The 15,195-nt window shown below is 62.1% G+C and carries 15 protein-coding genes and 1 pseudogene; 12 read left to right on the forward strand and 4 right to left on the reverse strand.

Translation table 11 applies throughout. The features are described from left to right. Window positions 1–270: 270 nt before the first annotated feature. Window positions 271–1,509, reverse strand: a complete 1,239-nt coding sequence (locus INR38_RS22310) for a flavin-dependent oxidoreductase (RefSeq protein ID WP_207443635.1) — start codon at window positions 1,507–1,509, stop codon at window positions 271–273. 50 nt (window positions 1,510–1,559) lie between these two features. After that, window positions 1,560–2,540 (reverse strand): tripartite tricarboxylate transporter substrate binding protein, encoded by a 981-nt coding sequence (locus INR38_RS22315; protein ID WP_034393422.1) that lies wholly within the window; start codon window positions 2,538–2,540, stop codon window positions 1,560–1,562. A 122-nt stretch (window positions 2,541–2,662) separates the two neighbouring features. On the opposite strand from INR38_RS22315, the gene INR38_RS22320 reads away from it, so the two are divergent. The 9 genes from INR38_RS22320 to INR38_RS22360 all read left to right on the forward strand — a co-directional run bounded on the left by INR38_RS22320 (window position 2,663) and on the right by INR38_RS22360 (window position 10,916). Beyond that, the gene (locus INR38_RS22320) at window positions 2,663–3,202 is read left to right on the forward strand and encodes a MarR family transcriptional regulator (RefSeq protein WP_242699153.1); all 540 of its coding nucleotides are present in this window, start codon (window positions 2,663–2,665) and stop codon (window positions 3,200–3,202) included. Between the two features lie 190 nt (window positions 3,203–3,392). Further along, complete coding sequence (locus tag INR38_RS22325) at window positions 3,393–4,916, forward strand: CoA-acylating methylmalonate-semialdehyde dehydrogenase (protein ID WP_012205523.1); 1,524 nt, start codon at window positions 3,393–3,395, stop codon at window positions 4,914–4,916. 73 nt (window positions 4,917–4,989) lie between these two features. Next, entirely contained in the window at window positions 4,990–5,379 is a 390-nt protein-coding gene (locus tag INR38_RS22330) for a lysozyme inhibitor LprI family protein (protein WP_034367521.1), read from the forward strand. Between the two features lie 92 nt (window positions 5,380–5,471). Further along, window positions 5,472–6,638, forward strand: a complete 1,167-nt coding sequence (locus INR38_RS22335; RefSeq protein WP_065345865.1) for an acyl-CoA dehydrogenase family protein — start codon at window positions 5,472–5,474, stop codon at window positions 6,636–6,638. A 23-nt stretch (window positions 6,639–6,661) separates the two neighbouring features. Beyond that, entirely contained in the window at window positions 6,662–7,126 is a 465-nt protein-coding gene (locus INR38_RS22340) for a TfoX/Sxy family protein (RefSeq protein ID WP_034393410.1), read from the forward strand. A 22-nt stretch (window positions 7,127–7,148) separates the two neighbouring features. Beyond that, a complete protein-coding gene (locus INR38_RS22345) occupies window positions 7,149–7,616 on the forward strand; it encodes a DUF488 family protein (RefSeq protein ID WP_034393409.1) in 468 nt (155 codons plus the stop codon). Between the two features lie 37 nt (window positions 7,617–7,653). Continuing rightward, window positions 7,654–8,550 (forward strand): 3-hydroxyisobutyrate dehydrogenase, encoded by an 897-nt coding sequence (mmsB, locus tag INR38_RS22350; protein ID WP_207475994.1) that lies wholly within the window; start codon window positions 7,654–7,656, stop codon window positions 8,548–8,550. 466 nt (window positions 8,551–9,016) lie between these two features. Beyond that, window positions 9,017–10,228, forward strand: a complete 1,212-nt coding sequence (trpB, locus tag INR38_RS22355; protein ID WP_207444582.1) for a tryptophan synthase subunit beta — start codon at window positions 9,017–9,019, stop codon at window positions 10,226–10,228. A 142-nt stretch (window positions 10,229–10,370) separates the two neighbouring features. After that, the gene (locus INR38_RS22360) at window positions 10,371–10,916 is read left to right on the forward strand and encodes a PepSY domain-containing protein (protein ID WP_016445999.1); all 546 of its coding nucleotides are present in this window, start codon (window positions 10,371–10,373) and stop codon (window positions 10,914–10,916) included. A 109-nt stretch (window positions 10,917–11,025) separates the two neighbouring features. Here the strand turns inward: INR38_RS22360 and INR38_RS22365 are convergent, their stop codons facing one another. Beyond that, entirely contained in the window at window positions 11,026–11,331 is a 306-nt protein-coding gene (locus INR38_RS22365) for a hypothetical protein (RefSeq protein ID WP_347566767.1), read from the reverse strand. 229 nt (window positions 11,332–11,560) lie between these two features. Between INR38_RS22365 and INR38_RS22370 the strand changes: the two genes are divergently transcribed. Beyond that, entirely contained in the window at window positions 11,561–11,806 is a 246-nt protein-coding gene (locus tag INR38_RS22370) for a helix-turn-helix transcriptional regulator (RefSeq protein ID WP_207444584.1), read from the forward strand. 202 nt (window positions 11,807–12,008) lie between these two features. Continuing rightward, window positions 12,009–12,767, forward strand: coding sequence for a hypothetical protein (locus INR38_RS22375; RefSeq protein ID WP_242699154.1), 759 nt, complete (start codon window positions 12,009–12,011; stop codon window positions 12,765–12,767). 235 nt (window positions 12,768–13,002) lie between these two features. Here INR38_RS22375 and INR38_RS22380 read toward each other — a convergent pair. Further along, a pseudogene (locus tag INR38_RS22380) lies at window positions 13,003–13,492 on the reverse strand (transposase); the annotation flags it as partial. A gap of 183 nt (window positions 13,493–13,675) precedes the next feature. On the opposite strand from INR38_RS22380, the gene INR38_RS22385 reads away from it, so the two are divergent. Further along, window positions 13,676–14,944 carry a PD-(D/E)XK nuclease family protein gene (locus INR38_RS22385; protein WP_207444585.1) on the forward strand — a complete coding sequence of 423 codons (1,269 nt, stop codon included), beginning with the start codon at window positions 13,676–13,678 and terminating at the stop codon, window positions 14,942–14,944. Window positions 14,945–15,195: the final 251 nt, after the last annotated feature.

Here is a 15,195-nt window from a genome sequence, read left to right on the forward strand (position 1 = left end):
CTCGGCGTGGCCGAGGTACACACGCCGAGGGGCGTCGGCAGCGTCATATGTGTATAAGAGCCCGTGCCTGCCCCGTAGCGAAGCGAAGGGGACGCGGGCATTTGGGCGCGTTTCTTTGCCTCCTTTCTTGTCGCGCGACAAGAAAGGAGGTCGGCCGCCGGGCCGAAACCCGGCCTCGAAAAACAACCGCCCGGCAGGGTCCCAAAAAGAGTCGGGATGCAACACCTGAGTACCTGAATACCGGCCAAGGCAAGCCATTGCCCAAGCACCTCACCCTTGCGACTGCGGATTCGCAAACCCCGCCACCTGCTCGTAATGGCGGGCAATGGCACGCAGCTCGTCCTGGCTGATCAGCTCGTCGATATGGCCGAAGGGCTGGCCGCCGCTGAGCTCGTCCGCCTTCATGATGATGAAGTCGGGCGGCGTGGAGCGGTTGGTCAGCACCACCTGGCTGGTGGCGGGCAGGCGGCTGGCCTCATAGGCGGCCAGCAGCGCCAGCGGGTCGCCTTGCGGGTCGGCGGCCAGCAGGTCGGCCAGCACCCGCGCATCGCGCATGGCCTGGGCCGAGCCGTTGGAGCCGCGCGGATACATGGGGTGGGCGGCATCGCCCAGCAGGGTCACGCGGCCGAAGCTCCACTGGTCCACGGGATCCTTGTCCACCATGGGGTACTCGAAGATGGTCTCGGCCGAGCGGATCAGGGCTGGCACATCCAGCCAGTCGAAGGTCCAGCCGCCAAAAATCTCCAGCACATCCTCCATGCGCCCGGCGCGATTCCAGTCGTTCATGCGCATCTGCGGGTCGCGGATCTCGGCCACCCAGTTGATGCGCTGCATGCCCTGGCCGTCGACGTTGTCCTCGATGGGATAGATCACCATCTTGCCGGTATCGACCGAGCCGATGCGCAGGTAGCTCTTGCCCGTGAGGATGGGCTTGAAGCGCGAGACCCCGCGCCAGGTGTTGATGCCGCCGAAGGCCAGCTCCTCCTGCGGATAGAACTGGCGCCGCACGGCGGAGTTGACGCCATCGCAGGCCACGACGATGTCGGCCGTGGCGGACGGCGGCGCATGGCCCTGCGCATCCGGCGCGAAATGCACGGTGGCGCCATGGGCCGACTGGTCCACGCGCACGCAGCGGTGGCCCGTGTGCACGGCACCCGGGCCCAGGCGCTGCACGGCGGCCTCGAAGAGAACGCGGTGCAGGCGGCCCCGGTGTATGCCCAGCTCCGGCAGCTCGTAGCCCGCATGGCGGCCGCGCGGCTCGCGGTAGACGAACTGGCCATAGCGGTTGAAGAACACGCTTTCCAGGTTCTCGATCGCCAGGGCCTCCAGCTGCGGCTGCAGGCCCAGGTCGCTGAGTTCGCGCATGGCATGCGGCAGCAGGGTAATGCCCGCGCCGATCTCGCGGACCTCGGGCACGGCCTCGAAGACTTCGCAGGCAATGCCTCTTTGATGCAGGGCCAATGCCAGGCACAGGCCTCCGATGCCGCCCCCCACGATCGCTACTTTCATCCGCTGACTCTCCATGCTTTCTCCAGGGGCGCTGTTGGCGCCCGCCCCGCCTACTCGGCGGTAATCCCCCGCGCCTTGACCAGATCGGCCCAGCGCCGGGCGTCCTTTTGCACCAGGGCCTTGAACTCGGCCGGCGTGCTGCCGGCCGGATCCATCCCCTGGGGCGCGAAGGCATGCCGGACTTCATCCGACGCCAAAATCGCGCGGATCTCGCGATTGAGGGCATCGACCTGGTCCGCCGGCATGCCGGCCGGCGCAAACACGCCGTACCACATATCCACGTTCACATCGCCCGCCTTGGCCTCCTTGAGCGTAGGCACATCAGGCAGCAGCGGGTGGCGCCGCTGGCTGCCAATGCCCAGCGCGCGCAGCTTGCCGGCCTTCACATGCGTCAAAGCCACATGAATGGGCAGGAACATGCATTCCACCTGGCCGCCCAGCAGGTCGGTCAGCGCCGGCCCTGTTCCGCGATACGGAATGTGCGTGATCGACACCCCGGCCGTGCTCTTGAAAAGCTCCATCGCCATATGGTGCGGAGTGCCCACTCCCGGCGACGCGTAATTGATGCGGCCCGGCGAGGCCTTGGCGGCCTTCACCAGATCGGCCGCCGTCTGATAGGCCGAGGCCGTGGGCGTCACCAAAATCAACTGCCCCCAACTGGTCAGCGTCACGGGTTCGAGGTCTGTCAGCGGATTGAATGGCAATTTGGGATACAGCGATGCATTCATCACCAGGGTATTCACTGTCACCAAAAGCGTCTGGCCATTGGCGGGCGAGCGCACAACGGCCTCGGTGCCGATATTTCCAGAGGCGCCCGGCTTGTTCTCCACCACCACGGGCCGGCCCTGGCGCTTGGCCAGCAAAGGTCCGATGGTTCGCGCTATCGTGTCGATTCCAGTCCCCGGAGTGAAAGGCACAATCAATTTCAGAGGCACACTCTCGGTACTGGCGATGGCACCTGCTACGGGTAAACCCAATACTCCCAATCCGCTCGTCTTCAAAAATTGCCGTCTGCCAACAAAATTTCGCATGTAGACCTCTTTTGTAGTTAGCATGCAAACGCATGGTAATCATGCACCAAAATGGGCACAATTGGTGGAAATCGAATGAATACTGGACACTTCTGCAAGAATACTAGACGCATATGGACACGATGACGCCTGCACCACTGCCGCTATATCAGCGCCCTGGCTTTTTGCTGCGGCGCGCCCACCAGATTTCGGTCGGCATTTTTGAAGAGCAATGCCGCCCCCTGGGACTGACGCCGCCACAGTACGGCGCCCTGGTGCTGATCGACGCCTCCCCCGGCTCCGACCAAAGCTCCCTGGCGCGCGCCATGGGCTTTGACAAGGTGACCACGCTGCGCCTGGTGCGCGGGCTGGAAGAGCGCGAATACGTGCACCGCGCCCTGAGCACGCGCGACCGCCGCCAGCACGAACTGACGCTGACCGACAAGGGCCGCGCCCTTCTGGCTGCCAGCGTGCCGCTGGTGGACCAGGCCTACCACCGCTTGGTGTCCCCGCTGGAAGACGGCGAGCTGCAGGAGCTGCTGCGCCTGCTGGCCAAGCTGGAGTCCGGCCTGGGCGCCAATGCCCGCGTGAAGCTGGAGCCACTGCGCAAGCCCGGCGCCCGCGCCGTTCAGCCCCCTGCTCCTTCCGACGACGCCCGCCTGCCGGCCACCGGCACGGACTGAGCCGCTGACCGCCTGAACCAGCATGGCCTGCGCCTGCCGCAGGCCATGCTCTTTTTTGCGCCGGCCTGTGCAAAAACGCACATGAAGACTGCACATATCTCCATTGCTTGCGAAAAACCGCACAGCTACCATGCGATGAACGCCCGGCGCACGCATGCCGGGCTGACACCACCGCAACAGGAGACAAGCCATGAATGCATCCACGTCCGCCAAGGTTTTGGCGCCCACGGTCAAGCTGCTGATCAACGGCAAGCTGGTCGAATCCCAAAGCACCCAATGGCGCGATGTGGTCAACCCGGCCACGCAGGAAGTGCTGGCCCGTGTGCCCTTTGCCACGCCCGACGAGGTCAACGCCGCCGTCGCCAACGCCAAGGAAGCCTTCAAGACCTGGCGCAAGACCCCCATCGGCCAGCGCGCCCGCATCTTCCTGAAGCTGCAGCAGCTGATCCGCGAGAACATGAAGGAGTTGGCCGCCCTGCTGACCGCCGAACAGGGCAAGACCCTGCCTGACGCGGAAGGCGACGTCTTCCGCGGCCTGGAAGTGGTGGAGCATGCGGCCAACATCGGCTCGCTGCAGCTGGGCGAGCTGGCCAACAACGTGGCCAACGGCGTGGACACCTATTCCGTGCTGCAGCCGCTGGGCGTGTGCGCGGGCATCACCCCCTTCAACTTCCCGGCCATGATTCCGCTGTGGATGTTCCCCATGGCCATTGCCACGGGCAACACCTTCGTGCTCAAGCCCTCCGAGCAGGACCCCATGGTCACCATGCGCCTGTGCGAACTGGCGCTGGAAGCCGGCATTCCGCCCGGCGTGCTGAACGTGGTGCACGGCGGCGAGGACGTGGTCAACGCCATCTGCGATCACCCCGACATCAAGGCCATCAGCTTCGTGGGCTCCACCAAGGTCGGCACCCATGTCTACAACCGCGCCAGCCTGGCCGGCAAGCGCGTGCAATGCATGATGGGCGCCAAGAACCACGCCATCGTCATGCCTGACGCCAACAAGGAGCAAACGCTCAACGCCCTGCTGGGCGCAGCCTTCGGTGCGGCAGGCCAGCGCTGCATGGCGCTGTCGGTGGCCGTGCTGGTGGGCGATGCGCAGAAGTGGATTCCCGAGCTGGTGGAAAAGTCCAAGACCCTGAAGGTCAGCGGCGGCACCGAGCCCGGCACCGACGTGGGCCCGCTGGTGTCCTGCGCGGCGCTGTCGCGTGTGGAAAGCCTGATCGAACGCGGCCTGGCCGACGGCGCCAAGCTGGAGCTGGACGGCCGCAAGCCCCAGGTGGCCGGCTACGACAAGGGCAACTTCGTCGGCCCCACCGTGTTCAGCGGCGTCAAGCCCGGCATGAGCGTGTATGACCAGGAGATCTTCGGGCCCGTGCTCTGCCTGGCGGCTGCCGACAGCCTGGACGAGGCCATCGAGTTCATCAACGCCAACCCCAACGGCAACGGCACGGCCATCTTCACGCAGTCGGGCGCGGCGGCGCGCAAGTTCCAGGAAGACATCGACGTGGGCCAGGTCGGCATCAACGTGCCGATTCCCGTGCCGGTTCCTCTGTTCTCCTTCACGGGCAGCCGCGCCTCCAAGCTGGGTGACCTGGGCCCCTACGGCAAGCAGGTCGTGCTGTTCTACACGCAGACCAAGACCGTCACGGCGCGCTGGTTCGACGACAGCACCACCAGCCAGGGCGTGAACACCACCATCAGCCTGCGCTGATGCACGGGTGGGCGGGCCTGGATTGATCCGGGACAGGCCCCGGCTCTGGGATGATGGCGGCATGCGTTTTCCAATGACCGCCTCCCTCTCCCGGGGCCTGGGTGCCGCCTTGCTCACCGCCCTGGCCGCTCTGCCCCTGACCCTTCACGCGCAGGCCGGTGCAGCCTGCGACCCGGCCTCCACCGCCGCCGCCAGCCGCAATGCCTGCGCGGTCCAGGCCTTCCAGGAGGCCGACACCGCGCTCAACATCCGCTACCTGGACGTCATGCAGCAACTGCCCCAGGGCAAGCGCACGGGCCTGCGCCACGACCAGAACGGCTGGATCAAGGGCCGCACGGCACGCTGCAAGGCCGCCACGCGCGACAGCGAAACCCAGCCCGAAGGCCCGCGCCTGTACCACGAATGCCTCACGGCCGCGACACAGGAGCGCATGCAGGCGCTGGAGCGCTGGCTGCAGCACTGACCGCCGCACGCACCGACAGGCGCCCACAGGCCCCGAAAGCCCCCCCCAGAACAACAAGGGCCCCAGAGCCCAACGCAGGAGACAAGCCAGCCATGGACTTCGAACTCAACGACGACCAGCGCGCCTTTGCCGAATCGGCCCGCGCCTTTGCCCAGGCCGAACTCGCGCCCCATGCCGCGCACTGGGACCGTGAATCCATCTTCCCGCGCGAGGCCATCGCCAAGGCGGGCGAACTGGGCTTTTGCGGCCTGTACGCGCCCGAGAACGCGGGCGGCCTGCAACTGCCGCGCCTGGATGCCACCATGGTCTTCGAGGAACTGGCCGCCGTCGATCCCTCCACCACCGCCTTCATCACCATCCACAACATGGCCACCTGGATGCTGGGCACCTGGGCCACCGACGCCGTGCGCGCCGAATGGGGCGAGGCCCTGACCAGCGGGCGCAAGCTGGCCAGCTACTGCCTGACCGAGCCCGGCGCGGGCTCGGACGCCGGCTCGCTCAAGACCCGGGCCGAACTGGCGGGGCATGAATACATCATCAACGGCGCCAAAGCCTTCATCAGCGGCGCGGGCAGCACCGACATGCTGGTGCTGATGGCCAGAACGGGCGACGCAGGCTCGGGCGCCAGCGGCATCTCCGCCTTTGCCGTGCCCGCCGACCTGCCCGGCATCAGCTACGGCAAGAAAGAAGAGAAGATGGGCTGGAACAGCCAGCCCACGCGCGTCATCAGCTTCGACAACGTGCGCATTCCTGCGCACAACCTGCTGGGCCGCGAGGGCGAAGGCTTCAAGATCGCCATGAAGGGCCTGGACGGCGGGCGCATCAACATCGCCACCTGCTCCGTGGGCGCCGCCCAGGGCGCGCTCACCCAGGCCCAGCAGTACATGCACGAGCGCAAGCAGTTCGGCAAGCCCATTGCCAGCTTCCAGGCCCTGCAGTTCAAGCTGGCAGACATGGCCACCGAACTCGTGGCCGCGCGCCAGATGGTGCGCCTGGCCGCCTCCAAGCTCGATGCCGGTGCGCGCGACGCCTCCACCTACTGCGCCATGGCCAAGCGCTTTGCCACCGATGCCGGCTTCATGGTCTGCAACGAAGCCCTGCAGCTGCACGGCGGCTACGGCTACATCCGCGAATACCCGTTGGAGCGCCTCATGCGCGATGCCCGCGTGCACCAGATCCTCGAAGGCACGAACGAAATCATGCGCGTCATCATCGCGCGGCGCATGCTGGAAGGCGATGCGCCCGACATGATCCGCTGATCCATCCACATCCAGCCCACGCCATGCCCGCCCGCCCGCTCTCCGACACCACGCTGCACCTCATAGACGCCGTGCGCGAAGCCCTGGCCGGCTGCGACGACGTGCAGGAAAAGCGCATGTTCGGCTGCCATGTCTTCATGGTCAACGGCAAGCTGTGCCTGGGCGTGGAAGACGACGAACTGCTGGTGCGCCTACCGCCCTCGCAGCACGCCGCCGTGGCCGAGACGCCGGGGCTGCGCCCGCTATCGTCCAAGGGCCAGATGGACGGCTACTTCTTCATCGGCCCCGCCGCCTACGCCACGCGCCAGCAGTGGCAGCACTGGATTGCCCAGGCCCTGGCCTTCAACCCCCACGCCAAGGCCACGCCCCCGAAAAAGCGCAAGGCCCAGGCCAGCGAACCCGCGCCCGCCGACGCAAAGACACCGCCAGCGCCGCCCGCCCCGGCCGGGCGCCGCACACGCAAGCACCCCATCTTCGGCGACGAATAAGCCGCCTTTGCAGGAGAGCCCCATGCCCATCCGCATCGTCCAGCTAGGCAGCCCCCGCCACGCCGATGAAGGCCTGCGCATAGGCACCGTGCGCCGCCCGCCGCGCGGCGTGCCCAAGGCCGAATTCGCCAGCCGCGACTACTACGACGTCTGGTACCCCGAACTCTCGCCCCAGCCCGACACCATGCACACCGCGCTCGAATCGCACCGGCTGCAGGACCACGGCCAGCAGGCCGAGGCAGACAAGCTCTGGCAGCAATTCGTGCGCAAATTCCGCAAGGAAATGGCCGAGCCCGCCGCCAGCCGCACCCTGGACCTGCTGGCCGCCCTCTCACAGCACAGCGCCTTTGCCATCGGCTGCTACTGCGAGCAGGAGGCGCGCTGCCATCGCGGCATCCTGCGCTCCCTGCTCAAGGAACGTGGCGCCGACATTGCCAATGGCGACACGAACACTGGCGACACCAACGTCACCAGCGACACCGGCCACTGAGACACACCACAAGCTTCACAACACAGGAGACAAGCACATGCAGATCGCATTCATCGGACTCGGCAACATGGGCGGCCCCATGGCCATCAACCTGCACAAGGCCGGCCACACGGTCAAGGCCTTCGACCTCTCCAAAGACGCCTGCGCCAAGGTCGCTGCAGAGGGCGTGACCATTGCCGCCAGCGCCGAGGACGCCGTGCAGGGCGCCGAAGCCGTGGTCTCCATGCTGCCAGCCAGCCAGCACGTGGAAGGCCTCTTCCTCGGCCGTGACGGCGCGGCCGGCCTGCTGCAGCGCATTGCCAAGGGCGCGCTCATCATCGACAGCTCCACCATCGCCGCCGCCACCAGCCAAAAGGTCGCCAAGGCCGCACAGGCCACAGGCATCGCCTTCATCGACGCGCCCGTCTCCGGCGGCACGGGCGGCGCCATTGCAGGCACCCTCACCTTCATGGTGGGCGGCAGCGACGCCGACCTCGAACGCGCCCGCCCCCTGCTCGAAAAAATGGGCGCCAACATCTTCCACGCCGGCGCCGTGGGCGCGGGCCAGACCGCCAAGATCTGCAACAACATGCTGCTGGGCATCCTCATGATCGGCACCAGCGAAGCCATCGCCCTGGGCGTGGCCAACGGCCTGGACCCCAAGGTCCTCAGCGAAATCATGCGACGCAGCTCGGGCGGCAACTGGGCCCTGGAAAAATACAACCCCTTCCCCGGCGTCCACGAAAACGCCCCCGCCTCCAAGAACTACGCAGGCGGCTTCGGCACCGACCTCATGCTCAAGGACCTGGGCCTGGCCCAGGAAAACGCCATGGCCGTCAAGGCATCCACGCCGCTGGGAGGCATGGCCCGCGCCATGTACGCCATGCACTCCATCGCAGGCAACGGCGCCCTGGACTTCTCCAGCGTCATCCGCTCCCTGCAAAAGAACGGCTGACCGCCAGGCTCAGGCCAGCGGGCAATGCCCTGCACCCCCACCCGCACCCGCACCCCCCAATCCCGTATGCCCGCGCCTGCGTCGGGCCGCCTGCGGGGTTGCAGTCCTGCCGAAGGACAGGACTGCTTCGTCAACTGACTCGCCGCAGTTGTCTGAACGGAGCGCGCAGCGCGCAGTGAGTTTCACGGCGAACCCCGCAGGCGGCCCGACGCAGGTTGCCCCGCAGCGCAGCGAAGGGGTCGCGGGCATTCGGGCGCGTTTCTTTGCCTACTTTCTTGCCGCGCGGCAAGAAAGTCGGTCGGCCGCCGGGCCGAAACCCGGCCTCGAAAAACAACTACCCGGCAGGGTCAAAAAGCAAGAAACCCCGGTCAATCCAACCGGGGTTTTCTCTCTTCAGACCCATGGCAGCCCTACGTAAGCTGCCACCGCCACCATCCGCCATTCCACAGAACACCCGCCAGCAACCATGACCACTACACCCCCCACCTTCGCCCCCATGCCCACCGAGGAAGGCTACTTCGGCCCCTACGGCGGCCAGTTGGTCCCGCCCCACCTCAAGCAGGCCATGGACGACATCAACACCGCCTACGCCGAAATCACCAAACGCCAAGACTTCCAGCAGGAACTGGCCCAACTCTTCGCCGACTACGTGGGCCGCCCCAGCCCCATCTTCCACGCACGGCGCCTGTCGGAGCAGCTCGGCGGCGCACAGATCCACCTCAAGCGCGAAGACCTCAACCACACCGGCGCCCACAAGATCAACCACTGCCTGGGCGAGGCCCTGCTGGCCAAGTTCATGGGCAAGAAAAAGGTCATCGCAGAAACCGGCGCCGGCCAGCACGGCGTGGCCCTGGCCACGGCCTGCGCGCTGGTGGGCATTCCCTGCGAGATCCACATGGGCCAGGTGGACATCGAGAAGGAACATCCCAACGTCACCAAGATGCGCATCCTGGGCTGCAAGCTCGTGCCCGTCACGCGCGGCGCAGCCACGCTCAAGGAGGCCGTGGACAGCGCCTTCGAGGAATACCTCACCAACCCCACCGACTACATCTACGCCATCGGCTCCGTGGTCGGCCCCCACCCGTTCCCGATGATGGTGCGCGACTTCCAGAGCATCATCGGCCGCGAGGCGCGCGAGCAATTCCAGGCCAAACACGACAAGCTGCCCGACCACGTGGCCGCCTGCGTGGGCGGCGGCTCCAACGCCATGGGCATCTTCACCGCCTTCCTGGGCGATGCCTCGGTCAAGCTCGTAGGCGTGGAGCCCTCGGGCGAAGGCACGGACAAGCCCGGCCGCCACGCAGCCACCCTCAGCATGGGCAAGCCCGGCGAAATCCACGGCATGAAGTGCTACGTGCTGGAAAACGCAGACGGCACGCCGGCTGCCGTGCACAGCATTGCCTCGGGCCTGGACTATCCGGGCGTGGGCCCGCAGCACAGCTACCTCAAGGACCTGGGGCGCGTGCAATACGAATCCGTCACCGACAAGGAATGCCTGGACGCCTTCATGCAGCTGTCGCGCGTGGAAGGCATCATCCCCGCGCTGGAAAGCGCCCACGCCGTGGCCTGGGCCATGCGCGTGGCGCCCGGCCTGCCCAAGGACCAGCACATCCTCATCAACCTCTCGGGCCGGGGCGACAAGGACGCCGACTACGTGGCCAAGGTGCTGGGCCTCTGAACGCAGAGCTTGCGCTGGATCAAACCGCAGTACACCGGAGGGGGCAGAGGGCGCCCTCTCCGACAACCGCTCTCCGGGACGGTAGAGACAATGGCCCCGACCGTTGTCTTGTCCAACCCCATTCCCGGAAGGAGCCACACCCATGAAGCCTGCCCCGTTCGCCCGCACCGCCGCCCTCTCCATCGCCCTGGCCCTGACCTGCGCCACCGCCGCCTTGCCCGCCGCCGCCAAGTCGGTGGCCGAATGGCAGACCATCACCAGCCAGGCCAAGATCCCGCTGGAACAGGCCATCACCCGCGCCACCCAGGCCGTGCCCGGCAAGGCCATCGAAGCCCAGCTGGACGACGGTGACGGCATGGGCCCGCGCTACGAAATCGAAGTCATCACCCCGGCCGGCGACAGCGTGGAAGTCTGGGTCAACGCCATCACCGGCCAGGCCGCCCAGCACAAGAACGACGGCGCCGCCAAGCGCAAGGACCGCCAGCGCCTGGAAAAGGCCAAATCCACCATAGAGCAAGCCATCCAGGCCGCCACCCGCCACACCCCCGGCACGCCCGTCAGCGCGGAACTGGACTCCCACTGGGGCCAGACCAGCTACCAGGTCGAAGTGCTGCAGGCCAACGGCACGCTCATGGAAGTCAAGATCGACGCCGTGGGCGGCGAAGTCATCCGGGCCAAGAAGGACTGAGTCTCGACCCCAACCCGACAGCGCGCTTCAGCATGGGGCGCGCTTTTTTTCGCCCATTTTTTGCCTCGTTCCCGCCATATCCGCAGGCCATTCGCGCCGGCTGCGCCCTTCAGACCAACGCCACCGACACGCCCTCATCCGCAAACCGCTTCGCGGCCCTGAGCAGATAGCTCACGGCATAAAGAATGGGGTCGTCGGCCTCATCGCCATTGAGATGCTCCACCACCTCAATGGCATAGCCCAGATTCACCGCCGTGTCGTGCAGCAGGCCCACCAACTCCTTGTCCTGCGGCTCCAGCGACTGCGCCTCATCGGCCTTCACGTAATAGATGCGCAGCAGATCCCGGCACACGCAATTGATGGCCGTGACCTTGTGGCGAGCGTGCAGGTCCAGCACATCCAGCGCAGCGCCCATGTGCAGGACGGCGTCTATGGCGAGGTCTTCGAGTTTGGGTGGGGGTGTGGTGGCTAAGGCTTGCTGGTCCATCTGCGCTCCAGTGGAGAGTTGCTCAGCGCCCAAAATCACTGGGCAAATGCGACGCCCGTCTGCCGGAAGCGTCATCGCTGCTTTACAAAACTCCAACTATAGGTGGAAGACTGTCTGCACGCAAACCCGGAAGCTTTGCTCACTTTAGTGAGCAGCCATGACAGAACTTGATAAAGCCTTTGGAAGCTTGTTGCGTGAACTGCGCAACGAGCGCGCACTGTCCCAGGAGACCCTTGCCGCCGAGGCCGGGCTGGCGCGCAACTACATCAGCCAGTTGGAGCTTGGTAGCAAATGTCCGAGCCTTCGGTCTGTATTCAAGCTGTGCCAGGTGTTGGGGGTTGCGCCAGGGGATGTGGTGGGTGAGGTGGATAAACGAGTTGAGGAAGCTGAAAGTAGTACTTGATAAAATATTACTGTCGCCCCTGATGTAGTTCCAAAGTAATTCTGTTAAATAGTCCATCTTAAGTTATGCCGTTATTCTCCGTAAGGGGCGATCAATAAAATTGCAAATTCATCCACCATTCAAATAAATTAAAATCTATAAACCCGAATGAATATGACTTATAGCCCATATAAAACCTATGTAAGAAAGCAAAGCAAAACCAATGTTGTCTTCTACTCCTTTATATCTCGATTGGACGTTCTGGGCGGCGTTACTCTCATTAGTAGCAATTATCTTATCGCAATTACCTCCTGTTCATCTAATTCTCCGTCCAAGGCGACTGGAAGTTGAAGTACATAGCAGAATACGCATTGCTCATTTGGTAGGAAATCCTACTGCAGGAATAGTAATCAGCATTCGCAATACTGGCGGAAGATCCTTGCGGGTAGATTCCATAGGATTACAACTATCACGAGATAGAGACCCATCGTTTTTGCTAGCTGGGCTTAACTACTTCGAGACACCCACGTCGCAAACAGCGGTACTTTTTGTTCCCTTTACTTTACGGCCCGGCGACACGTGGTCTCATGCCATATTTTTTGGAAATGACTTAGATCGCCAAACGGAGAAGCTGTATCGGCAAAGTGTATCTACACTTACCGCTGACATTCAAAAAAAAATAGCAGCTCGTGCGCCAAGTGACAATCAGCCAGTAGTCGCTGCACCAGAATTAGTTGAACCATTTCATGAGCTATTTAGAAAACTCTTTATATGGCAGCCTGGTGAGTATATTGCAAAACTTCAAGTTAAGGCTCAGCCTGGTTTTGCATCTTTCTTCAAGCAATATCGATTTACGCTCTATGAATCCGATACTCAGGAACTCTTGTCACATACTGCTGACTACAAGATTGGGGGCGGAATTTGCTATCCGGTTGCATCTCATGCCGGCCTGAATGTTCCTCTTTCTGAGCACGTCAAATAATTCTTCGCTTCAAAGACTGAAATAGAGCATTTTTCTAATTTTCTTCATAGCATAACGCACTGAAAAAACACGGCGGCAGCTATAATCTACAAACCTTGTCCTCGCGCCTTCACCATCCGATTAATCACTCAAGTTACACTCCAGGCCACACTATTGAGTCGAAAAAATATTCCCAATGCATAAGAATTTATCAATTCTTCGGTTGGGTTTATGGAGCAATTGGCACTAAGAACAGCTAACACCACCGATCCACGAAGCGTGCGCAGATGATCGCTGCCGCCAATTTCAGCAGTGCTTCGTGGATATCCAACCTTCATTCAAAGCGGATTCTAAGCTTGCCAAAGCCTGCAAACCAGCTGTGCGTCCTCTCCGCAACCCACCGGTGCTTGGCCAACCGCTCACTGCTCTCAAGGCCTCGTCTGGCAATCCTGCAATCGCAGGAATCGCGTCCAGACACTTCTCGAACATCTTAGAGACATGCCTGTTCGCACCGCAGACCAGGATCGCCAGAGGAATGCCCTGGCATCTACGACGATGTGTCTTTTGGAGCCGGGCTTGCCTCTGTCCGTTGGGTTAGTTCCCGTTTCCTGCCCCCCAGAGGCTTAGTACCGAGGAGCCATCAATGCTGGCCCGGCACCAACCAATCTGGTCATGTTCACACAAGCGAGTCAGCATGACTGGTACAACTGTTCCCATGCGCAAGCGGCGTTCCAGTCGCGCAGGCGCTAGGTCAGCGTTGATGCCGTTAAACGGGGGCCAAAAAAGCGAATTGCAGCGCAATTTGGCAGTTATGCTGACTGCGCTATGGGTAAGGCCTGCTAAATTTGGCTTTGAAGTACGCACCTAGCAAATCCCCGGCATCTACCGATATAATAGATAACGAATCATAATCCATCTATAATTTATTAATGACCACAAAGGCACAAATAGACTTTTTTCTAAGCGATCCCAGCTACCTAGCACTCATCGGCCGGGAGAGAGAGCATAGATTGCTATTCATTACAGACCTGTCCGAGACCCGTGTCTCTGCTTTCTTGGGATGGCTGTTTCGCCCCCAAGAGGGCCATGGAATTGGCGATCAAGCCTTTCGGGAATTGCTCCTCAATGTCTGGCGTACCAATCGGCGCGAAGAATTGGGCCATAATGTTCTAGCTCCTCGGGATATCTTGGGAAAAACATTCAGTGACCTGTTGGTTCACACCGAATACCGTGTGCAAAGCGACAAGTCTATGGGCAGAGGGCGGCCGATCGATTTGCTACTGGTTTCGCGACAGAACAAGCTGGTGGTGGCGATAGAAAACAAGTATGGAAGCGCCGTTCACTCGGACCAGCTGGCCGCCTACAGAAAAGGCATCACTAAATCCTTTCCGAGCTATAACCAGATATTCGTGTACTTGGATTCCAACGAAGGAAACAAGCCGGGTGATGATCATTGGATACCTCTTGGTTACCAATGGCTAATAGATCTGATTTCAACTCATCAAAAATCAGGATTGCTGAGCAATCGCTCTCTGGATGCGTTGAACCAGTTTAAAGATTATCTAACAGAAGACCTGGCGCTATCCGGGCAGCGAGAGGAAGAGAAAGACACGCTTATCGAAAAAATTGCAAAGAGCCACATCGCTGTTCTTAATGTTTTTCGCGATTATAGAAAAGAGCGGCTCAGTGCTCTACTGGAAAACCCAACACTCACCATAAATGAGCCTCTTTTGATCGAGTATCACCAACGCCGCGCACTGTGGAACGATGTCTTAGATCAGGCACGCCATGTCGGTGTGGTTCAAACGGCCAAGCGGGCATTTGGCGATCGACTGGAAGTCGTCACAGGCCCTGCTGAGGTGCGATTGCGTCTGAAGTCTTGGGCAAAGTTCGAGGCTGATCCAGAAAGCAACATATGGGTATTGCTTGTGGTTGCTTGGTCCGGACGTGAAGGTCGGGGAAAGTACAACGTATGGTCCTTTGCCAACTTCCGAGGGGTGGATCCCGACTACGAAGAGGTACTTCGGACGGCAGCGATTCAGCTAAGAGGTAGCCATTTGAAAAAGCCTCCCACCGCTGCTCAGTGGATAAGGCTGGAAATGGCTGAAGGTCTCGTTAACGACTCCGCAGGTTCGCAGGTGGTTAATGAACTTAATCGACTAGATAAAATGCTGACAACGCTAAAGGCAGATGCATAAGGTGAGGAGATACTGCCTCAGACCATAACTGGACGGCATCACTACTGCGTTCACGTCATCTAATGACGGGCTGATGCCCGCAGCCTAAACGCGGGTTTGGCCATGAATGACGATACTAGGCTGTGGATTCCGCCGGCCGATGCAACATGCACCGGGAGCAAGGAGTGCTGACCACGAAGCAACGACCTCGGATCCACTGTACCGAAATGCAGAAGGCAGCGATGTGGGATCGGCCACACACCTCCATTCGG

Source organism: Delftia sp. SD018, assembly GCF_017355445.1.
Taxonomy (GTDB): domain Bacteria; phylum Pseudomonadota; class Gammaproteobacteria; order Burkholderiales; family Burkholderiaceae_C; genus Comamonas; species Comamonas acidovorans.